The organism is Micromonospora sp. GCM10011541, from assembly GCF_042650725.1.
GTDB lineage: Bacteria > Actinomycetota > Actinomycetes > Mycobacteriales > Micromonosporaceae > Micromonospora > Micromonospora sicca.
The window spans coordinates 112,426-133,194 of record NZ_JBHSBP010000092.1 but is presented as its reverse complement, the minus strand read 5'-3'; the positions used below and the strand labels follow the sequence as shown (position 1 = coordinate 133,194).

At 71.5% G+C, this 20,769-nt stretch carries 17 protein-coding genes, 1 tRNA gene and 2 pseudogenes; 9 read left to right on the top strand and 11 right to left on the bottom strand.

Annotation, left to right across the window (positions count from 1 at the left end; genetic code table 11):
* Positions 1 to 55: 55 nt before the first annotated feature.
* The 3 genes and pseudogenes from ACFOYX_RS31760 to ACFOYX_RS31750 all read left to right on the top strand — a co-directional run.
* Positions 56 to 769: pseudogene (locus tag ACFOYX_RS31760) on the top strand (sigma factor-like helix-turn-helix DNA-binding protein); the annotation flags it as partial.
* Positions 770 to 862: 93 nt separating this feature from the next.
* On the top strand, positions 863 to 2,059 hold the full coding sequence (locus ACFOYX_RS31755; RefSeq protein WP_109801730.1) for an NAD(P)/FAD-dependent oxidoreductase: 1,197 nt from the start codon (positions 863 to 865) through the stop codon (positions 2,057 to 2,059).
* A gap of 155 nt (positions 2,060 to 2,214) precedes the next feature.
* On the top strand, positions 2,215 to 2,487 hold the full coding sequence (locus ACFOYX_RS31750) for a hypothetical protein (RefSeq protein WP_146231059.1): 273 nt from the start codon (positions 2,215 to 2,217) through the stop codon (positions 2,485 to 2,487).
* Positions 2,488 to 2,579: 92 nt separating this feature from the next.
* On the opposite strand, the gene ACFOYX_RS31745 is transcribed toward ACFOYX_RS31750, so the two are convergent.
* The 3 genes and pseudogenes from ACFOYX_RS31745 to ACFOYX_RS31735 form a co-directional block, all read right to left on the bottom strand.
* Positions 2,580 to 3,035 (bottom strand): nucleotidyltransferase domain-containing protein, encoded by a 456-nt coding sequence (locus ACFOYX_RS31745; protein ID WP_322441138.1) that lies wholly within the window; start codon positions 3,033 to 3,035, stop codon positions 2,580 to 2,582.
* Positions 3,036 to 3,359: 324 nt separating this feature from the next.
* Positions 3,360 to 3,602: a hypothetical protein gene (locus ACFOYX_RS31740; RefSeq protein WP_322441051.1), complete on the bottom strand. Its 243-nt coding sequence runs from the start codon at positions 3,600 to 3,602 to the stop codon at positions 3,360 to 3,362.
* 287 nt (positions 3,603 to 3,889) lie between these two features.
* Positions 3,890 to 4,280: pseudogene (locus tag ACFOYX_RS31735) on the bottom strand (transposase); the annotation flags it as partial.
* A 122-nt stretch (positions 4,281 to 4,402) separates the two neighbouring features.
* On the opposite strand from ACFOYX_RS31735, the gene ACFOYX_RS31730 reads away from it, so the two are divergent.
* The 3 genes from ACFOYX_RS31730 (at position 4,403) to ACFOYX_RS31720 (ending at position 7,965) form a co-directional block, all read left to right on the top strand.
* Positions 4,403 to 5,749, top strand: coding sequence for a low temperature requirement protein A (locus ACFOYX_RS31730; protein ID WP_322441052.1), 1,347 nt, complete (start codon positions 4,403 to 4,405; stop codon positions 5,747 to 5,749).
* 15 nt (positions 5,750 to 5,764) lie between these two features.
* A complete protein-coding gene (locus tag ACFOYX_RS31725; RefSeq protein WP_322441053.1) occupies positions 5,765 to 6,085 on the top strand; it encodes a tyrosine-type recombinase/integrase in 321 nt (106 codons plus the stop codon).
* A 938-nt stretch (positions 6,086 to 7,023) separates the two neighbouring features.
* Positions 7,024 to 7,965 (top strand): aminoglycoside phosphotransferase family protein, encoded by a 942-nt coding sequence (locus ACFOYX_RS31720; protein ID WP_322441054.1) that lies wholly within the window; start codon positions 7,024 to 7,026, stop codon positions 7,963 to 7,965.
* Positions 7,966 to 8,641: 676 nt separating this feature from the next.
* Here the strand turns inward: ACFOYX_RS31720 and ACFOYX_RS31715 are convergent.
* Entirely contained in the window at positions 8,642 to 10,480 is a 1,839-nt protein-coding gene (locus ACFOYX_RS31715) for a glycoside hydrolase family 15 protein (protein WP_322441055.1), read from the bottom strand.
* A gap of 298 nt (positions 10,481 to 10,778) precedes the next feature.
* Here ACFOYX_RS31715 and ACFOYX_RS31710 point away from each other — a divergent pair, with 298 nt between their 5' ends.
* Positions 10,779 to 11,204: a tyrosine-type recombinase/integrase gene (locus tag ACFOYX_RS31710; protein ID WP_322441056.1), complete on the top strand. Its 426-nt coding sequence runs from the start codon at positions 10,779 to 10,781 to the stop codon at positions 11,202 to 11,204.
* 17 nt (positions 11,205 to 11,221) lie between these two features.
* Here the strand turns inward: ACFOYX_RS31710 and ACFOYX_RS31705 are convergent.
* Positions 11,222 to 11,295, bottom strand: a tRNA-Thr gene (locus ACFOYX_RS31705).
* A gap of 133 nt (positions 11,296 to 11,428) precedes the next feature.
* Between ACFOYX_RS31705 and ACFOYX_RS31700 the strand changes: the two genes are divergently transcribed.
* Positions 11,429 to 13,165: a metallophosphoesterase gene (locus ACFOYX_RS31700; protein WP_322441057.1), complete on the top strand. Its 1,737-nt coding sequence runs from the start codon at positions 11,429 to 11,431 to the stop codon at positions 13,163 to 13,165.
* A gap of 34 nt (positions 13,166 to 13,199) precedes the next feature.
* Here the strand turns inward: ACFOYX_RS31700 and ACFOYX_RS31695 are convergent, their stop codons facing one another.
* The 6 genes from ACFOYX_RS31695 to tmk all read right to left on the bottom strand — a co-directional run bounded on the left by ACFOYX_RS31695 (position 13,200) and on the right by tmk (position 19,186).
* On the bottom strand, positions 13,200 to 14,039 hold the full coding sequence (locus ACFOYX_RS31695; protein ID WP_322441058.1) for a regulatory iron-sulfur-containing complex subunit RicT: 840 nt from the start codon (positions 14,037 to 14,039) through the stop codon (positions 13,200 to 13,202).
* A gap of 296 nt (positions 14,040 to 14,335) precedes the next feature.
* Positions 14,336 to 15,004, bottom strand: a complete 669-nt coding sequence (locus ACFOYX_RS31690) for a hypothetical protein (RefSeq protein WP_322441059.1) — start codon at positions 15,002 to 15,004, stop codon at positions 14,336 to 14,338.
* Positions 15,004 to 15,309: a type VII secretion target gene (locus ACFOYX_RS31685; RefSeq protein WP_109801721.1), complete on the bottom strand. Its 306-nt coding sequence runs from the start codon at positions 15,307 to 15,309 to the stop codon at positions 15,004 to 15,006. The genes ACFOYX_RS31690 and ACFOYX_RS31685 overlap by 1 nt, the downstream gene beginning before the upstream one ends.
* A gap of 1 nt (position 15,310) precedes the next feature.
* Positions 15,311 to 15,640: a YbaB/EbfC family nucleoid-associated protein gene (locus tag ACFOYX_RS31680; protein WP_322441060.1), complete on the bottom strand. Its 330-nt coding sequence runs from the start codon at positions 15,638 to 15,640 to the stop codon at positions 15,311 to 15,313.
* Positions 15,641 to 15,761: 121 nt separating this feature from the next.
* A complete protein-coding gene (locus tag ACFOYX_RS31675) occupies positions 15,762 to 17,033 on the bottom strand; it encodes a DNA polymerase III subunit delta' (RefSeq protein ID WP_322441061.1) in 1,272 nt (423 codons plus the stop codon).
* Positions 17,033 to 19,186 carry a dTMP kinase gene (gene tmk, locus ACFOYX_RS31670; RefSeq protein ID WP_255420198.1) on the bottom strand — a complete coding sequence of 718 codons (2,154 nt, stop codon included), beginning with the start codon at positions 19,184 to 19,186 and terminating at the stop codon, positions 17,033 to 17,035. The genes ACFOYX_RS31675 and tmk overlap by 1 nt, the downstream gene beginning before the upstream one ends.
* A gap of 218 nt (positions 19,187 to 19,404) precedes the next feature.
* Here tmk and ACFOYX_RS31665 point away from each other — a divergent pair, with 218 nt between their 5' ends.
* Positions 19,405 to 20,613: an amino acid deaminase/aldolase gene (locus ACFOYX_RS31665; RefSeq protein WP_322441062.1), complete on the top strand. Its 1,209-nt coding sequence runs from the start codon at positions 19,405 to 19,407 to the stop codon at positions 20,611 to 20,613.
* Positions 20,614 to 20,769 lie beyond the last annotated feature (156 nt).

Here is a 20,769-nt window from a genome sequence, read left to right as displayed (position 1 = left end):
TCATTGATCGCCTACGATCACTAGCCCCTGCTGACCAGGAGCGAAATTCCGGTCAACGATCTATGTGGGCCAATGGCTTCCCGAGCCGCTGCTCGCCGGGGACCCGATGCTCGGCCCGGCCGACACCGCCGAGCAGCGCGAATCGGTCTCGTACGCGGTCCTCACCCTCATGGAGCGCCTCTCCCCCAACGAGCGGGCGGTGTACGTGCTGCGGGAGGCCTTCGACTACCCGCACCGGGAGATCGCCGTGATCCTCGACATCACCGAGGCCGCCAGCCAGCAGATCTTCCGTCGCGCGAAGAAGCACGTCGCGGACGGCAGGGCCCGCACCGAGATCGACGAGGCCGCCGCCCGGCGGATAGTCGAGGAGTTCCTCGCGGCCGCCACCAGCGGCCAGACCGAGCCGCTCGTGCGGCTGCTCACCGAGGACGCGATATCGATCGGCGACGGCGGCGGGAAGGTCCCGGCCCGCGCCAAGGCGTTCGAGGGCGCCCTCGCGGTCGCGAAGTTCCTGTGGGGCCTGTTCAAACCCGGCGAGGCCAAGCGCGCCATGGTCGGCGGCGCGCCGGAGGTCTACGCCTGGACCGCCAACGGCGACCCCGCCGTCGTGGCGGTCGTCGACGGCCGGGTCGTCGGCGTCATGTGCCTGGAGGTCACGGCCGAGGGCATCGCCGCGTTCCGCAACCAGGTCAACCCCGACAAGTTGGAGCGCGCGACCGAGCGGTTCGCGGCCTCCGACCACGGGGAACCGCTGTTCAATGCCTTCTGACGCCCGTGTGACGTGCTTCACATGACGTTCCTGTCAGGAAACGGCGGGCCGCCCGGTTCAAGTGGCGAACCCGCGTCAGACAGGAGTACGGAAATGCAGCACCGCATCATCGTCCTCGGAGCCGGATACACCGGAGCCATCGCCGCCGGCCGCCTCGCCAAGCGGCTGCACCGCGAGGACGTCGCCATCACCCTCGTCAACGCCGAGCCCGACTTCGTGGAGCGGGTCCGGATGCACCAGCTGGCGGTCGGCCAGGACCTCAAGCCCCGGCCCTTCAGCGAGATGTTCGCGGGCACCGGCGTCGAACTGAAGCTCGCGAAGGTCACCGGCGTCGACGTCGACCGCAAGACCGTCGCCGTCATCGACGCGACCGGCGCCGAGGAGCTGGAGTACGACACCCTCGTGTACGCCCTCGGCAGCGGCTGGAACGCCCGAGGCGTCCCCGGCACCGCCGAGCACGCCCATGAGATCGCCAGCCGCCCCGGAGCGCTCCGGCTGCGCGAGCGCCTGGCCCGCCTGGAGGCCGGGCGGACCGTGACCGTCGTCGGCGGCGGCCTCACCGGCCTGGAGGCCGCGACCGAGATCGCCGAAGCCCGCCCGGATCTCGACGTCGCCCTCGCCGCCCGCGGCGGCCTCGGCGACTGGCTCTCGCCCAAGGGCCGCGGGCACCTGCGGAAGGTCTTCGACAAGCTCGGCATCACCGTGCACGAGCACGCCGCCGTCACCGGCGTCGAAGCCGACCGCGTCACCACCGCCGACGGCAAGGCCATCCCGGCCGCGGTCACCGTGTGGACCACCGGCTTCGCGGTCCACCCGATCGCGAAGGCGACCGCCCTGGAGGTCACCGGCGCCGGCCAGATCGTGGTCGACGGGACCATGCGCTCGGTCTCGCACCCCGACGTTTACGCCGTCGGCGACGCGGCCTACGCGATGGGACCGGGCAACAAGCCGCTGCGGATGTCGTGCGCCTCGGGCACCCCGGTCGCGTGGCAGGCCGCCGACGCGATCGCCGCGCGCCTGACCGGCGGGAAGCTCCCGAACATGCCGATCCGCTACTTCAACCAGTGCATCTCGCTGGGCCGCAAGGAAGGCGTGATCCAGTACGTCACCGCCGACGACCGCACCGTCCGGGCGGCACTGACCGGACGGCTCGCCGCCGTCTACAAGGAACTGGTCTGCAAGGGCGCCGCCTGGGGCGTCGCGAACCCGACGCTCGGGATGCCGACCCGGCGCCGCCGCGTCGCGCGGGAGCGGTCCACGGCGGGCTCGGCCGTCAAGGCGCTGGCCTAGTGCACGCGGCGACGCGGGCGCCCTCGATGCGAGGGCGCCCGCTTCGCTGTCGGTCTAGGCGGCGACGATCGCCGGGTGGAGGTCCTCGGCCGAGGGCTCCCAGGCGGTGCACGGCCTGGACCTCGCCGAGCATCCGCAACAGGTCCTGAGCGGCGATGTCCTGGGCGCCGCAGGCACGTGCCCACGCGTACAGGTCGGCGGGGGCCGGCATCTGGCGGCCCAACGTCAAGGCGGTGCCGCGGATGCTCGGGCACGCCCCGGCGTCGACGACGCTTGACGTGTACGCACGTCTGTTCGGTGATGACCTGGACGCGGTCGCCAACCGGCTGGACGGGGCGGCCGCGGCTCGGGACAAGGACCATCTAAGGACTCGGCCCGCCAGCGGCGACGTGATCAACCTCGGGAAACGGCGAAGCCCGGGCCGTTGACCTGGGCTTCTGTACCGAGCCGCCTGACGGAATCGAACCGTCGACCTACGCATTACGAGTCGGCCGCCCGACGCTGGTCTACCGCCTGGTTCTCATGTCAGGGGTGATGCCGGGTCCGTGGTCGTTCGCTCATGCTCGCCGGTTTGGCTGCTCGCTTGGCTGCTCGCTTGGCTGCTCGTGCAGCACGCCGACAACGCGGCCAGCGCACCTGCCGGATCGTGCACGATGCTGTGGCCGTCACTGATGACCCGGCGGGTTCCTGAGTCGACCGGGTCAGTGTCTGCCCAGCTCACCGGGACGACGCCCATCTCGACCTCAAGCCCTGATGGGCGCCGGACACGGACTTCCCTGAGCGGCCCCCACTCCTGCAACCGGACGACCTCACCACCGAGCAGACCCGCCCAGACGCCCGCCTCCGCATAACGCGCGTTGTCCGCAAGGACCACGATGTCGACGTCGGAGTCCATCCGCGCGGCCCCGCGTGCCCAAGAGCCCACGACCACCACCCCACGGACGTCCTCGCGCTCAGCCGCCCACCCGGTCACCATGCCGACCACCGAGCGAACTTCCCGGGACCGCTCCTCCGTCACCACGCGGCCGAGTCTGACAGATACCTATGGAAGCATCCCCCCGCAGTCACTGCCGCGCGAAGGAACCAGGCTGACTTCTTCGGTGTGAACGCCGATGCACCTCGTAGTCTGCTGTCATCGGTTGTCGCTGGTACGTGGCGCGACCTCACTGAGGCGGCAGGAGGCCAACCACCGGGCGCGTTGAATAGCTGGGCCGCGGTCGCACCGTGACGGATAGGCGGCCTTGCGGGCGCGTGCACGATCACGTGGTCGCCCTGGCCGGTCGATGTGACGGACAGCGGCTTACTGCTCGTCGTTGTGGCAGTTCGAGGGAGGATCATCGCCGGCCACGATGAAGTCTTGGCACGCAAGGAAGCGGCTATTGAAATGGCCGACGAGGAAGCCGGTCAACGCCACAATGGCGACGATCACCACCAAGGTGACCTTCAGGCCACGGCCCGGCAGGGTGAAGTAGTTGGGCGCGAGTAAAAAGACGATGATGGCCGCGACGAACGGCAGAACGGCGATGGCCGCGACCTCCAGCACGAGCGCAACGGTATGTTCAACGGCGCCGTGAGGGTGCCCCACGACGAGTCCTAGCGTCGCGTGTCTGAAGTGATTTGACGCTATCGCTTCAGCGCCCGATATCGCTTGAGTAGGGCCGTGATCTTGTCTGGGTTGGCTTCGCCGTTGAGTTCGGTGAGGAGGTCGTCGGGGCAGAGTTGGTAGAGGTCACCCCACCACCTGCGGGCTTTGTTGTCCCAGACTCGGTACCCGCCAGGCACTCCGCGCGCCACGTAGCGCCGTCGGCTCATGCCGTGTTCCCGGCGGTGATGTCGTGGCGTGGGGGGCGTCGGTCGGCTGTGGCCAGGAGCTGATCGGCGGTATTGGTCCAGCGAAACGGTTGGCAACGCTGGTTGTAGCCGTCGATTAACGTGCGGATGGCGCCAATCAGGTCTGGGACGCTGGTGAAGGTGCCGCGGCGGATGGCCTGACGAGTGATGATCCCGAAGAAGATCTCAACATGTTCATCCACGACGCGCTGGTCGGGGTGAAATGCATGCGGATCCTCGGGTTCTTCGCCAGCCACGCCTTGACGTTCGGGTGGTTGTGGGTCGCGTAGTTGTCGGCCACGACGTGCAGCTTCACGCGTGGATGGGCCTTGGCGACCTGTTTGAGGAAGGCCAGGAACTCGGTGTTGCGGTGCCGGTCGTAGCAGGCATCCGCGCTTGGCTGCTTGGCCTCCAGCCCTGGTATACGCCGTCGAGCACATCGACCACATCGACCAGGCTGCGCCGAGCTGCTCCCGGATCGGAACAAGGGCTTCCTTATGAGGTCGACACGTAGTGGATCACTCGCTCTGCTGCATCGTGGCAGTCGCGGTCGGTGCCCAGCGCTCCGGACTCCAGCCGGCCGCGTACCGCGGCCGCGATGCGCACCCGGGCCCAGGGGCCGTGTGCACATGGCAGAATGCTTCAAATCTGGGGCAAAGTTGGCAGACGGGCGAGCCGATGACGACGAGCAGGGCGGCCGAACTGCTGCGAAAAGCCGGGGATCCACAGCGGGCCACGTTCCTGGAACTCTTCTTCGACCTGGTGTTTGTCCTCGCGCTCGCTCAGCTCTCGCGCGGCCTGGCCGAGGATCTCGGGTGGAGCGGCGCCCTCCGGACGCTGGTGCTGTTGGGGGCCATGTGGTGGGTCTGGTCCAGCACCGCGTGGCTAACCGACCGGACGGACCCGCAACGAACGGTGATCCAGGCCCTGGTCATCGCGACCATGGTCGGCAGCCTGGTGATGGCAGCCGCGGTGCCCGACGCATTCGGCGACACGGGCCTGATCTTCGCCGGTGCGTACGTCGCCGTCCAGCTCGGCCGCGGGCTCGTCCTCGTGGCCGTCTTGCATCGCCACGAAATGCAGCGCCACGTCGTGCGGGGGCTGTTCTGGTACGGCCTGTCGGCGCTGCCGTGGATCGCGGGGGCGCTCGTGCACGGCACGGCGCGTGGCGCGTTGTGGGCACTCGCGGTCGTCCTTGACCACACGGCAGGCAGAATCGGCTTCCCCACCCCAGGGGCGGGCCGTACGCCCAGCCAAGACCTTGTGATCTCGGGCGAGCACCTGTCCGAGCGCTACCGGCAGTTCTTCATCATCGCGCTCGGCGAGCTGATCCTGGTTACCGGACTGGCGCTGAGCAGCAGCGACTTCGCGCCGGACGGGGTCGCCGCGTTCGCAGTGTCGATCGCGACCACCGTGCTGCTGTGGCGGATCTACATCTACCGCGCTGGGCAAGTCCTGGCGGAAGCGATTGCCGTGTCTCCCGACCCGGTCCGCCTCGCCCGATCGGCGTCATACGCCCACCTGGCCATGGTGGCCGGCGTGGTCGTCGCCGCCGTCGGCGACGAACTCGTCATCGCCCACCCACTCGGACACACCCCACCGGCCTGGATCGCCGTCATCCTCGGCGGACCCGCGCTGTACCTGGCCGGGCGCGCCCGCTTCGAGCACGCGGTGTTCGGCCGCGTGTCCCGGTCCCGACCGATCGGCGTCCTTGCGCTGGCCGCCCTGACACCGGCGATGCACCCCCTGCCGCCAGTCGTGGTCGCCGCCGCTGCTGCCCTCGTCCTGACCGGGATCGCCATATCCGACGCAGCCCGCGCCCGCGGACGCCCGCCCGAGCCGCCGTCACCACCCGGCTAGCCGGACGTGTCACCCATGTCTTGGGACTGTTCTGTCACGCATCACCCTGGCCTGGTCTTCGCGACCAGCGTCGGCACCCCGATCCACCCACGCAACGACTGCCGCTCGTTCCGGGAGATCATCCGACAGGCCGGTCTGCGGCAGGTTCGGCTGCCCGACCTACGGCACACGGCGGCGAGCGTCCTCCTCGCCCAGGGCGTGCCCGCCCGCGTGGTCATGGAAATCCTCGGCCACTCGCAGATCAGCGTGACGCTCAACATCTACGCACACGTCGCCCCCGAGATCGCGCGGGAAGCGGCGGCACGGCTGGAGGGGGCGCTGTGGTCGAGTGAGTGACATGTTGGCTGCTCGTTTGGCTGCTCGGCTCTCCAACGCCACGGAAAAGGCCCAGGTCACGATCGGCGATCTAGCCGGAGACCTGGGCCTTTCTCTGGAGCCGCCTGACGGAATCGAACCATCGACCTACGCATTACGAGATCAAAGTGCCCGCCCCGCCGACCTGGGCACATGGCGGTCTGGCAGCGGAAACGCCTCCCGACATCTCCCAGCGGTCCCCCGCCGTTTGCCGGCCTCTTGCGGACTGGATGCGGACCGTCGCGCAGGCGCGGTCAGCTCGGGGCGCGCCGAGCGCCTTCCGCCCTTGCGCTCCACTGGGCGGGGCCGAACAATCTTGCCGTGCCCGATGGCCTAGGTCCGTTCCTATGCATCCTGATTCTGCTGGGCGTGTGGTCGAACGTGATCAGCGCACTGCTCGGCCGCCTGAACTCGTGGGAGGCGGTACCAGGGGCGTCGCCGTGGCGATTCTGGGGACCGGGCATTCTGGCGCGGTCATGGCCCATTGCCGTGGTCGCGTGCTTCCTCCTGGGGTTCATCACCCCTTGGGCCGTCTACCTCCTGGCCCTGGCCCCACTGGCGCTCTTGACCGCAACCGCACTGACTGTGGTGGAGTTCCGACGCCGACATGCTGAGGACCTTGTGACGGAGACGCCTCGGCGCTTCAAAGATTGACACGAGAACCCGCCTCGGCCGAGGCGATGAACGGGCACCGTCAGCTTGGAAGGACGAAGATCACCGCCCCGGGGTGCCTGAGACGCCTGCCCATGGCAGGGGAGTGGTTCACAGCTCGTGCCCGCTCGTGCCCCCTCGGGACACCGGCTACTGGCACGTGGCTGGCACGCCGCTCGTTTGCTTCATGCCCTTGCGCTGATTTCAACTGTCCCTGGCGTGACTCGTGGCGACACTCCGAATTTCCCTTATCAGACAAGGACGTCTCGGTGACCAACACACCGCATCTCGGTCCCGTGCCCCAACGCATCGCCGTTGACGCGGAACTGGTGCGTCGGCTCGTCGCCGACCAGTTCCCCCAGTGGGCCCACCTCCCGGTCCAGCCGGTAGCCAACGGCGGCTGGGACAACTGGACCTTCCACCTCAGCTCCGGGATGTCGGTGCGTTTGCCCAGCGCAGCCGAGTACGCCTTGGCGGTCGACAAGGAGCACCGATGGCTGCCGGAACTCGCCCCCCGGCTCTCGCTGCCCATCCCCGTCCCACTGGCGAAAGGGGAACCCGGCGCGGGCTACCCCTACTCCTGGTCGATCTACTCATGGCTCGACGGCGAGCCTGCGAGCGCGGACCGCATCGCCGACTCCGTCCGATTCGCCATCGACCTGGCCGAGTTCCTGTCAGCCTTACAGAGCATCGATCCCACCGGCGGCCCCCTCCCCGGGCAGCACAACTGGTTCCGGGGCGGCACGCTGCGCACCTACGGCCGGGAAGTCCAGCGCGCCCTCACGGCGCTGGACGGCCACGTCGACGTCGACCTGGCCCGCGAGATCTGGAAGGACGCAGGGGACGCATCCTGGGACGGTACGCAGACCTGGTTCCACGGTGACGTCGCCCAGGGAAATCTCCTGCTCAACGACGGGGAACTGGCCGCTGTCATCGACTTTGGGACGTGCGGCGTCGGCGATCCGGCCTGTGACGTGGCGATCGCATGGACATTGTTGACCGCCGAGGGTCGGCAGGCGTTCCGAGAGCGACTGTCCGTCGGCGGGGCGACGTGGGCGCGTGGGCGCGGCTGGGCCCTCTGGAAAACGCTCACCGCCTGTGCCCGGACCTTGGGCAAGGCCGACGAACAGGCCGCGATTGCACTGCACGTCCTCGGTGAGATCTTCGCCGAGTACGTGGCGGACAGCTGGCGGCAGCAGTACCAGCCTTGATCATGTCGTGACGAGTCGCTAACCGCTCTATCTCTCGACTGAAGATGACCGCCGGTCTGCCCCCATCCCCGGATGGGTGCCAAGGACTGCGGCGCCCGGCCGGGGTCAAGGGTGGCCGTAGGCCATCGGCGTGCCGACGCGCAGCGCCCTTGACGCCGGGTGGGCGGCGTAGAGGATCGGGCACCCGGGGGACGGGCCACGCCCTGGTCCTCATCGCCATCGAACGGGAGAGTGCCCACGAGAGTCCGGGGGCAAGCAGCTCTGCTGCGCGGCAGCGATCGCCCCGCCCTCGACGGAGAGCAGAGCCGACGGCGATCGTCCCGCCTCAGCCCTTCACACCGGGTCCCCGCCAGCGTGGCCGGCCGGCCCGGTCGATGCCGGCCGGAGGTCGCCAGCAGGCCGGGGCCGGGCCGGCGCGGCCCGCTTTGCGGGCCGCCTTGATCCTCTAAGAGGCTAATTCGGCAGTTCGCTCAGCCAGATTGAGCCGGCAGCCAGCGTGCCCGGTCTCGGGACCTGCATGACAGATCGGTATCAGGACACGCATGGCTCTCCGCCGAGTATCGGAGGGGTGCAATGGTGCCGGCATGACCGACCGCGAGGCCGCCGAAACCGTGGTGACGGTACCCGCCATCTGGCTGCGCGGCTTGCGGCACCGCCCGGACATCGCGACGTCGGCTCAGGGGCGGGCGTCGAGCAGTCGGTCGAGGTTCACGGCCGTGCTGATCAGGGAGAGGTGGCTGAACGCTTGCGGGAAGTTGCCGGTCTGCTGGCCGGTGGGGGCGATTTCCTCGGAGTAGAGGCCGAGGGGGCTGCTGTAGGTGAGCATCTTCTCGAAGGTCAGCGTGGCGTCGTCGAGACGTCCGGACCGTGCGAGGGCCTGGACGTACCAGAAGGTGCACATGGTGAAGGTGCTCTCCTGGCCGGGGAGGCCGTCGGGTGAGGCGTTCGGGTCGTACCGGTAGACAAGGCTGTCGGAAACCAGTTCTGCGTCCATCGCCCGCAACGTTGACTGCCACATCGGGTCCGTCGGCGCGATGAATCCGACCGACGGCATGGTGAGCAGCGCCGCGTCCAGGACGTCGGTCGCGTAGTGCTGCACGAAGGCCCCGCGTCCGGGGTGGAAGCCACGCGTCATGATCTGTTCGTAGATCTGGTTTCGGTTACTGACCCACCGGCTGGTGTCGCCCGGTCGTCCGCGTCGCTGGGCGAGGCGGACAGCCCGGTCGAGCGCTACCCACGACATGAGGCGCCCGTAGGTGAAGTCCTGGCGACCGCCGCGCGTTTCCCAGATCCCGTCTTCGGGCTGGTCCCAGTGCTTGCAAAGCCAGTCCACCAGTCGCACGGTGTTCAGCCACACCTGGCGAGAGGTCTGCAGACCATGCCTGTCGGCCTCATGAAGGCCATTGAGTACCTCGCCGTAGATGTCGAGTTGCAGCTGGTTCGCGGCGCCGTTGCCCACCCGCACGGGCGCTGATCCGCGGTAACCGTCGAGGTGATCGAGCACCTCCTCGGTGAGATCGGGTGAGCCGTCGACGCGGTACATGATCTGCAGCGGCACCTCCCGTTCCTTGGCCTCCCGGACCCGGTCGTCGACCCAGTGCATGTACTGCCACGCTTCGTCGGTGAAGCCTAGGCCGAGCAGCGCGTGTAGGGAGATCGACGCGTCGCGGATCCAGGTGTAGCGGTAGTCCCAGTTGCGTTGCCCGCCGATCTGCTCCGGCAGCCCCGCGGTGGGGGCGGCGATCACCGCGCCGGTCGGCGCGTACGTCATGAGTTTGAGCGTCATCGCCGACCGCTCGACCATCTCCCGCCACCGGCCCCTGTAGCGGGAGCGGGCGAGCCAACGCCGCCAGAAGTCACGGGTCTGCACCAGCATGTCGCTGACCTCGTCGGGGGGGTAAATGCGCGGCCGGTCAGGTGACACCCCTGTCTCCAGGACCAGAGCCCCGGACTCGCCCTCGCGCAGCGTAGCGATCGTCCATACGCCCTCCTTGCTACGCCGGACTTCCGTTTGTTGCTCGTCGGGCCGGCTTGGGGGGTATCGGACGATGCTCACGGCGAGGGAGAGCGCGGGGCTGCGGAAAACGTGCCCCTCGGGGTACGCGTCGATCTCGTGCGGATCCCGCCCGTAGTTGAAGCGGGGTTCGCAGTCGATCCGGAACCGCATCGTGCCTCGGACCATCCTCAGCATCCGCACCAGGCGGTGGCGGTCGGTAGGGCGGTCGCCCGCGACGGGCATGAAATCCACGAGCTCACCCACGCCGTCCGCGCTGAGAAAGCGGGTGATCAGGATCGGCGTGCCGGGCAGGTACAACTGCTTGCTCACGTACTCGACGCCCTCTGGCGACACCTTGAAGTGCCCACCCTTGTGCCGATCGAGCAGGCCGCCGAACACGCTCGGCGAGTCGAACCGAGGGGCGCAGAACCAGTCGAGCGTCCCGTCCATCGCCACCAGCGCTGCGGTCTGCAGGTCGCCGATCAAGCCGTGGGCTTCCACCGCAGGGTACGAGTCCACCCATCCCTCCCACCTAATCTCACCGGCCGCGCGACTACCCTAACCGGGCGGAGTACGCATCACGGTTCGTAACTCACAAAAGCCCACCCCTCGCCTGGTTCCTCGACGTCGCCTGGCGATGCCGAAGGCTGCTCGCGATGGCACCCGTGGAGGCAGTTCTTCGGCTGGTCATAGCTGGCGACATGGACGTCCTTCACAGGGGCATCTACGGCCTGCGTTTGTCGAATTGATGACAGGTGGGAGGCGAAGCCCAGACAAGATCAGACACCTGCTTCTTTAGAACCACCAGCGGCGGTCCGTGCCGATCCCGCGCTTCCTCGTCGACGAGCTGGCCGGGCACGTCGCCGGGAAGCGCCGGGACGGGCTGGTGTTCACCGCGCCGAACGGGGGACCGCTGCGCAACACGAACTTCCGGTCGCGGGTCTTCCTGCCGGCGGCGGCGTCGGTCGGGCTGGCGGGGTTGACTCCGCACGATCTGCGGCACACGGCGGCGAGTCTGGCCGTGGCGGCGGGCGCGAACGTCAAGGCGGTGCAGCGGATGCTCGGGCACGCCTCGGCGTCGATGACGTTGGACGTGTACGCCGGGCCGTTCGGTGACGACCTGGACGCGGTGGCGCATCGGTTGGATCAAGCGGTCGCGGCGCGGGATGAGGACTATTTTAGGACTCGCGCCGCTGATGGCAGCGTGATCGACCTCGGGAAACGGCGAAGCCCAGGCCGATGACCTGGGCTTCTGTACCGAGCCGCCTGACGGAATCGAACCGTCGACCTACGCATTACGAGTGCGTCGCTCTAGCCGACTGAGCTAAGGCGGCAACGATCGTCAAGTGTACGGCACCCCCCCGCCCCGGGCCGAACGGGATCCCCCGGACCCCGGTCCGGACATCGGGGCACGTTCGGTCGTTCGCCGGACAGCGCTCGCAGGCGGGCAGGACTACCCTGCGGCGGGTGAGCGACGATCACGTACCGGAGCAGCAGCCGATCCCCGAGGCGCACCCGGGCGAGCGGGCGGCGCGGCGGCCGCGCAGCACCGATCCGCTGGAGTTGGGCTTCGCGCCGCGCAAGCCGGTGCCGTGGCTGGCGCCGTTCCTGCTGATCAGCACCGGCATCCGTACGCTGCTGGCGATGCTCTTCGGGGCATACCTGGACAAACGGGAGTTGCAGAACGCGTTCGGCGACGGGATCTTCCGCCAGGCCGGGCCGGACGGCGGGCTCTGGCTGGACTACGTGGCCGACCTGGGCGACGGCTTCGACGCGACCTACTCGGTGGCCTACCTGCTCGCCCAGCGGGAGCTGGCGGTGGAGGGGCACCGGCTGCCCCGGGCGCAGACCCTGGTGATGGGTGGCGACCAGGTCTATCCCTCGGCGTCCTACGCGGCGTACGAGGACCGGTGCAAGGGGCCCTACCAGGCCGCGCTGCCGGTGGCGCCGCCCGAGCGGCCCACGCTCTTCGCGGTCCCCGGCAACCACGACTGGTACGACGGCCTGACCGCCTTCCTGCGGCTCTTCGTCCGGTCCCGGGACCGGCACTTCGGCGGCTGGGGCACCGGCCAGTCCCGGTCGTACTTCGCGGTGGAGCTGCCCGCCGGCTGGTGGCTGCTCGGCCTCGACGACCAGTCCGGGTCGTACCTGGACGACCCGCAGCTCACCTACTTCGACGAGGTGGCCCGCAAGCTGACCCCGCGGTCCCGGGTGATCCTGGCGGTGCCGGCACCGACCTGGGTCAAGGCCGCGGACCACCCCACGGCGTACGACTCGATCGACTACTTCATCCGTACGATCATCGCGCCCACCGGGGCCCAGGTGCGGCTGCTGATCTCCGGCGACCTGCACCACTACGCCCGCTACACCGGCCCGGACCGGCAGCTCATCACCTGCGGTGGCGGCGGCGCCTACCTCTACCCCACACACAAGCTGCCGGAGCGGCTGGAGGTGCCGCCGCGGGACACGCTCTCCCGCCGGGCCAGCCGCACCCGCGAGTACGACCTGGTGGCCCGCTATCCCGACAAGGACCGGTCCCGGCGGTACGGCTGGGGGATCTTCGCCCGGCTGCCGTTCCGGAACCCGGGCTTCACCACCCTGCTCGGCACGCTGCACACGCTGCTGATGCTGGCGATGGCCGGGGTCACCGCGAACCGGGTGGGCACCACGGAGCAGCGGCTGCTCAGCGTACCGCTGGTGATCATGCTGGTGGTGACGCTGCTGAGCGCGGCGTTCTTCGCCAAGGCGCCCAGCGCGGGCGGGAAACGGCATGCCCGGCACTGGATCCTCGGCGTCGGCCACGGCGTGGCGCACGTCGCGTTGGCCGCCGCGGGCACCTGGGCCTGGCTGCAACTGCCCCTGTACGACTGGCCGTGGCCGCTGCCCGCGGTCGCCGCGGCGGTCGTCTACGGTCCGGTGATCGGTCTGGTGTCCAGTCAGGTGGTGGCGCTGTACCTGCTGGTCGCCGGGGCGTTCGGCGTGAACGTCAACGAGCTCTTCGCCGGCCAGGGCATCGAGGACTCGAAGTCCTTCCTCCGGATGCGCATCGACCCCGACGGCACCCTCACCGTCTACCCCATCGCCGTGGACAAGGTTTCCCACGCCTGGCAGCTCAACCCCGACCAGTCCCCCACCGCCTCCTGGCTGACCCCGACGACCGGCCTGACCCCCCGGCTCGCCGAACCCCCCATCACCCTCACCTGACGCCCACCCGTGCCGGGGGCGGGCAGGAGGCAGGTCAGGACGGGTAGTGCTGGTCGTGGGCCTGGCGGGGGGCGCAGACGGAGGCTCGGCTGCAGGAGCAGCGGGAGCCGTCGGCGTCCAGGCGGACCGTGACGGAGTCGCGGGGGACGCTGTGCCCGACGACCTTGCCCTCCCCCTCCGCGGTGGTGACGCGGCTGCCGATCGCCGGGGCGGACTCCTGGAACCGCTGGTAGAGCGGGTGCTCGTACTTCAGGCAGCACATCAGCCGGCCGCACGCGCCGGAGATCCGCAGCGGGTTGAGCGGCAGGTCCTGGTCCTTGGCCATCCGGATGGTGACCGGCTCGAAGTCGTTGAGGAAGGTCGCGCAGCACAGGTCACGGCCGCAGGAGCCGATCCCGCCCTGCACCCGCGCCGAGTCCCGGGCCGAGAGCTGCCGCAGCTCGACCCGGCACCGCAGGGTCGCCCCGAGGTCACGGACCAGCGAGCGGAAGTCCACCCGGTGCGGCGCGGTGAAGTAGACGGTGGTCCGGTCGCTGCCGGTCTCCGGCGTGCCGAGCACGTGGTCGACCGCCACCACCTTCATCGGCAGGCCGTGCTCCCGGATCAGCCGCTTCGCGGCGACCTTCGCCTCGGCCTTGCGCCGGCGCAGCAGCTCGTCGCGGCGCAGATCGTCCTCCTGGGCGAGCCCGGCCAGCTTGGGGAAACCGTCGGTGTCCTCGCCCACCCACTGCGCGGCCCAGACGCACTCGGCCACCTCTGGCCCGTCGTCGGTGGGCACCAGCACCCGGTCGCCCACCTGCGGGCGCAGCTCGCCCGGGTCCAGGTAGTAGAGGCGCCCGTACCGGTTGAAGCTGACCGCGCAGAGCATGCCCATCCCCTCACCCTACGACCCGGCGGCCGGTCCGGCGCGGCCGGGCGTCGCCGTCCGGTCACGGCGCGCAGCGATCCACGATCGTCGACTCGACCGAAGGGCATCCACCCCGTCGTGCCGTTGCTCCTCGCCCGGACGGCTGAATCACGACCGACACGGGGGACAAACGGCGATTGACGGCGTTGAGTGAAGGGCAGACCTGCGGGGGGTGCAGGGAAGGCCACGGCGTCGCCGCCGGAGCCCGGCCACGCCGGCCCGGCGCGCGACGCCGTGGGCCTGCGGCGGCCCGTCCGCCCGGCTCAGCGCCCGATCCGGGTGGTCCCGCCGTACCGGGGCGCGGCGACCGCACGTTCCCGCCAGGTGGTCTCGGCCAGGCTCGGCGACCACTGCCGCAGCAGCGTCTCCGCGCCGTCGTACGCCACGCCGAGCACCGCCAGCACCCGGGTCGCGATCTCGGCCGCCGGGTACGCGGCCGCGGGGGCGGCGTCGCCAGGTGACCGGGTGGCCGCGAGCACGGTGACCGCCTCGGCGGAACCCAGCGCGTCGGCCAGCGCCCGGGCCAGGGCGAGTCGGCTCCCCTCCACCCAGTCGGCCAACGCGTCGGCGTAACCGGCGGTGGACTCGAGCCGCCCCACCAGGCTCTCCGGCCCCTCGTCGAGGTGCCGGAGCAGGGCGGCGCGGGCCTCGTCGTACGCCGAAGCGGCCGGCCCGGACCAGGCGACCGGATCGGCGAGGGTGGCGCAGGTGTCGTCGTACACCCGGACGAGCCGGCGCACCGCGTGGCCGGCGGTCGCCAGCGGCGCGGGATGCAGGTCGAGGAACTCGCGCACGGCGTCGCCGGGGAGCACCTGCATCCGGCGCAGCAGCGGCCAGAGCCGGTGCCCCTCCGGCGCGCCGGCGGCGAGCAGCGTGTCCACCCGGGCGAGCAGGTCGAGGCCCGGTTCGGCGAGCCGGTCCAGGGCGTCCATCAGGCCTCCCCGACCAGCCGCCGCCGGGCGGTGTCGTCGACGGCGGCGTACCGGTCGGCGGCGCCGCGCAGTGCGGCCGCGGCGGCGGCGAGCCGGGCGGCGGCGGCGCCGGCCTCCCGGGCCCGGTCGTCGGTGGCGGCGGTCCACTGCCGGTGCAGGGCCCGGCCGATCTCGCCGGGCCGGCCGGACGCCTGGGCGCCGAAGGCCGGGTGGGCCGGGTCGCTGGCGGTGACGGCGCGGGCGAGGCCGGCCAGGGTGGCGCTGGCCTCGTCCAGGCGGGCGGCCAGGGCGTGCAGGGGCTCCATGTCACGCCCCCGCGAGCGGCCGGTACGCCGCGAAGGTCTCGTTGTGCAGCTTCTCCCGGGCCCACCGCGCGGCGTCGGCGGCGGCGGTCACCGCGGCCTGCACGGAGCCGGCGACGTCCCGTGGGTTGCGGGCGTGCAGCGGGCCGAGGAAGCGCACGTCGATGATCCGCCCGCCGGCGGTCACCACCACCTCGACCAGCCCGTCGGGCGAGCGGACGGTGACCTCGACCGTCGCCACCGCCTGGTCGAACTCGGCCTGCAGAGACTCGATGCGCCGGTACCGCCGCACCGCCTCCTCGATCCAGGCCTCGTCGATCTCGCCCCGTGGCATCGCACTCCTCCCGGCAGACCCCTCACTGAGCGTGCCGCTACCGTCACTGCGGCACACCGGACCGTACCGCACACCAATCGTGACTGTCGATGCCCTGTGGATGACGCTCGGCGCGGGCGGATCAGCCCTTCCAGAGGGCGAGCATCATCGCCTCCACCGCGATCCGCGGCTTCACGTTCGCCTCGATCGCCGCCCGGCACCCCAGCACGGCCTCCAGCCGGCGCAGCGCCCCCTCGGCGTCCCACTTCTGCGCGCCCGCCCCGGCCACTGCGGCGGTGTCGGTGTGCACCGGCGCGACCGGCGCCCGCAGCGCCATGGTGAGCGCGTCCCGGTAGAAACCGGCCAGGTCGACCAGGGCCCGGTCCAGGGCGTCCCGCTGGGCCCGGGTGGCCCGCGACTTCTGCCGCTTCTCCAGGTCCTTGAGCTGGCCGGCGGCGCCGCGCATCGCGCCGGCCGCGCCCCGGCCGGTGCCACCCGCGCCGAGCGCGGTCTGCAACGCCGCCCGTTCCGTCTCGTCGATCTCGGTGACCGACGCCGCGGCCTCCGCCTCGGCCGCCTCGATCAGCGCGGAGGCGGCGTCGAAGGCCGCGCCCACGCCGGTCAGCCGGCGCGGCACCGCGAGCACGGCGTCGCGGCGCTGCCGGGCCTCCGGGTCTCGGGCCAGCCGCCGGGCCCGGCCCACGTGCCCCTGCGCGGCCGCCGCCGCCCAGTCCGCCACGTCGGGCGCGATCCCGTCCCGGCGTACGAGAACCTCGGCGACCGCCGCCGCCGACGGCTGCCGCAGCGGTACGACCCGGCAGCGCGAACGGATGGTCACCGAGATGTCGTCCGGGTGGGTGGACGGGGCGCAGAGCAGGAAGACCGTCCGCGGGGGTGGCTCCTCGATCGCCTTGAGCAGGGCGTTGCCGGCCGCCTCGGTGAGCCGGTCGGCGTCCTCGATGATCACGACCTGCCACCGCCCGCCGGACGGCGTGCTGGCGGCCCGGAGCACCAGCACGCGCATCTCGTTGACGCCGATGGAGAGCCCCTCAGGCACCACCAGGCGCACGTCGGCGTGGGTGCCGGTCAGCGTGGTGTGGCAGCCGGGGCACGCGCCGCAGCCGGTGCCGTGCGCGCACTGCAACGCGGCGGCGAACGCCCGCGCGGCCACCGAGCGGCCGGAGCCGGGCGGCCCGGTGAAGATCCACGCGTGGGTCATCCCCGCCCCCGGGTCCCGGCCGGTCCCGGTCGGTTCCTCGGCGGCCTCGGCGAGCGCGTCCAGCTCGTCGGGCCCGGCCACGGCGGCGGGGCCGGCCGCGGCGGCGCGCAGCTGGGCGGCCGCCGACGCGGCGGCGCGGCGCAGCGTGTCGACGGCCTCGTCCTGCCCGACCAGGTCGGCGAAGACGTCCGGCATCAGGTGGGGTGCTCCATGGTCACCAGCTCCGCGTCGGATAACTCCGGCTGGACCGTGGTGTCCGGCCCCTGCGCCGGGCGGGGGTGCACGATGGCGGCCGGGTCGACCAGGAATTCCTCGACCCGCCGGGCCACCGCGTCGGCGATCTCCTCGACCGGGCGGGACGCGTCGAGCACCAGGTAGCGCTTCGGGTCGGCGGCGGCCAGGTCGAGGAAGGCGTACCGGACCCGCTCGTGGAAGGCGACCGACTCGGTCTCCAGCCGGTCGGCGCCGGCGTTGCGCGACTCGACCCGCGACAGCCCGGTGTGCGGGTCCACGTCGAGGAGCACCACCAGGTCCGGCTTGAGCCCGCCGGTGGCCCACGAGGAGAGCCAGGAGACCTCCTGCACCGGCAGCGTACGACCGGCGCCCTGGTACGCCAGGGACGAGTCGACGTACCGGTCGCTGATCACCACCGCGCCCCGGACCAGCGCCGGACGGACCACGGTGGCGACGTGGTGCGCCCGGTCCGCGGCGTAGAGCAGCGCCTCGGCGCGGGGCGACGGCGCCTCCGCGCCGGCGTTGTCCAGCACCAGCGAGCGGATCCGCTCGCCGACACCGGTGGCGCCCGGCTCGCGGGTCACCACCACGTCCCGGCCCCGCTCGCGCAGCCGCTCGGCGAGCGCGCGGAGCTGGGTGGACTTGCCGGCGCCCTCGCCGCCCTCGAAGACCACGAAGAGGCCGCTGGAGACGAAGGGCTCGGCCGGCATCAGCGGACGGCCCCGGATCGAGCCCCAGAGGTCGGCCAGGACCGGCACGCCCTTCTTGTCGTCCATCTGACCGAAGGCGCTGATCCCGGCGAAGATGCCGGCGGCGCCGGCGGCGAGCAGCAGCAGCCGGGTCGAGGAGACGGAGACGCCCAGGTCGGCGATGGTCAGCTTGCGCGAACCGCCGACGCCCACCAGGAGGCTGCTCAGTGCGATGGCCAGGATCAGCACCAGCCGGGTGCCGATCTGCACCACGGCGAAGACCCGGCCGCGCACCTCGTCGGCGACCTCGCCACCGAGCAGCGTGGTGCCGGCGAGGAAGGCCATGCCGGCGCCCGCGCCGACCAGGATCGCGCCGAGGATGGCCATGGACAGGTGGATGGCGAAGGCGAGCACCAGCACGGAGGCGCTGGCCAGCACGATGCTCATGCCGAACCAGCGGCGCCGGGACATGTCCCGGACGATCATCGGGCCGAGCCCGATGCCGACGGCCAGGCCGATGAAGATGGCGCCGAAGAGCATGTAGAAGGCGGCGTCACCGGCGCCGAGCGAGGCGGCGAAGAACTTGGCCGTGCCGATGACGATGCCGCCGCCGGCGAACGCGCCGAAGATGCCGAGCACCAGGCCGCGGACCAGCGGAGTCTGCTTGATGAACTGCCAGCCCTCGGTGAACTGGCTCATCATGCTCTGCTCGGTGCGTTCCCGCTCGCCGGCCTGCGCCCGGCTGATCTCCTTGATGCCGAACGCCACCACCAGCGCGGTGGCCAGCCGGGAGAAGGAGTTGAACCAGAGCGCGAGCTGGGCGGGCTCCGCCCAGCCGGGGATCCCCCCGTCGACGAGGCCCCGGACGCTGCGGTCGAGCACCGCCAGGCCGATCGCGGCGGCGACCGGGGTCAGGCCGTACGTGGTGATCAGGGTGAGCTGGTTCGCGGTCTCCAGCCGGGCCCGCGGGATCAGGTTCGGGACCGCGGCCTCCTTGGCCGGGATCCAGAGCAGGGTGATCGTCTCGATCAGGAAGGTGGCGACGGCTGCCCAGCTGACCACCACCCCGCCGCTGGCGCCGGTCAGCGCGAGCAGCGGAATCGAGGCGAAGAGCAGGAAGCGCAGCAGGTCGCAGATGACCATCGTCCAGCGCCGGTCGAACCGGTCGGCGAAGACGCCGGCCACCGGGCCGAGCACCAGCGCCGGCAGCAGCCGGACGGCGATCAGGCTGCCGAAGGCAGCGCCCTTCGCGGTGCTGCCGGAGACCTGCGCGGCGGCGAAGACCGACGTGGCGAGCAGGCCGAGCCAGTCGCCGAAGGAGGCCGCGCCGAGCACGATCCAGAGCCGGCGGAACGGCCGGATGCGCAGCACCGAGCGGATCGCGGCGGCGCCGGACCGGTCGGCCTGGCTACCGGGCGACGACACGCCGGGCGACTCGCCGTTCTTCTGGCTTTCGATGGCCGTACCTCCACGTGCCGGCCCAGAGCTGGGCATCCCCGGTGGAACACTCTAGTCCCGGTGGGGAACGACCCCACCCGCGACATTCGCCTGCTCGCCGAGCGTAGGCCGCCGACACCACCGGCCGCAGCCCGGACAGACGCGAGGGTATTTCGCATTGACGCCCAGACAGTTAGCGTGCAGACGTGGCCACCGAAAGTGACAAACTTCGCGACCGCCTGGACCGGGCGACCGCGCACCTCGACCCGCCGTACGCCGTGGTCGACCTCGCCGCCTTCGACGCGAACGCGACCGCGCTGGCCGACCGGGCCGGTGGGAAGCCGGTCCGGGTCGCCAGCAAGTCGGTGCGTGCCCGGGACCTGCTGACCCGGGCGCTGGGCCGGCCCGGCTGGCAGGGGGTGATGGCATTCACCCTGCCCGAGGCGATCTGGCTGGCCCGGGCCGGCGTCTCGACCGACGTGCTGGTGGCGTATCCCACCGCGGACCGGGGCGGCCTCGCCGAGCTGGCGGCCGACCCGGCGCTCGCCGACGCGGTGACGCTGATGGTGGACGGCACCGAACAGCTCGACCTGGTCGACGAGGTGTGCCCGCCCGGGCGCCGGCCGGCGCTGCGGGTCTGCCTCGACCTGGACGCCTCCTGGCGGCCACTGGGCGGGCGGGTGCACGTCGGGGTCCGCCGCTCCCCGGTGCACAGCGCCCGGGCCGCCGGCGCCCTCGCCGCCGCCGTCGCCGGCCGGCCGGGCTTCCGGCTGGTCGGCCTGATGTCGTACGAGGCGCAGATCGCCGGCCTCGGCGACGCGCCCCCCGGACAGGCCCTGCTGGGCACGGCGATCCGGGTCGCCCAGCGCGGGTCGTACCGCGAGCTGCTGGCCCGGCGCGCGGCGGCGGTCGCCGCGGTCCGCGACCACGCCGACCTGGAATTCGTCAACGGCGGCGGCACCGGCAGCGTGGCCGCGACCAGCGCCGATCCCGTGGTCACCGAGGTCACCGCGGGATCGGGCCTGTACGGGCCGACGCTCTTCGACGCCTACCGTGCCTGGCGGCCCACCCCGGCGGCCTTCTTCGCCTGCGCGGTGGTCCGCCGGCCGGCACCCGGCCTGGCGACGGTGCTCGGCGGCGGTTGGATCGCCTCCGGCCCCGCCGCCGACAGCCGGCTGCCCCGCCCGTGGCTGCCGGCGGGGCTGAAGCTGCTCGGCCCCGAGGGGGCCGGCGAGGTGCAGACCCCGCTGGCCGGCCCGGCGACGGCCGGCCTGCGGGTCGGCGACCGGGTCTGGTTCCGGCACGCGAAGGCCGGCGAGCTCTGCGAGCACGTCAACGAACTGCACCTGGTGGACGGCGACGCGCTGGTCGCGACCGTCCCCACGTACCGGGGCGAGGGCCGGGCGTTCCTCTGAACTGCCACCCGGCCCTCGGTGCCGGTCGTGCCACCCGGCGCACCCCGGGCGAGTTCCGTTGCTGTTCCCGCCCCGGTCGCACCCCGGACGGGTTGCCGTCGAGCCACCCGGTCGCACCCGGGCTCTGCGCTGGCCGCCGGCCGACGCACCACGGAT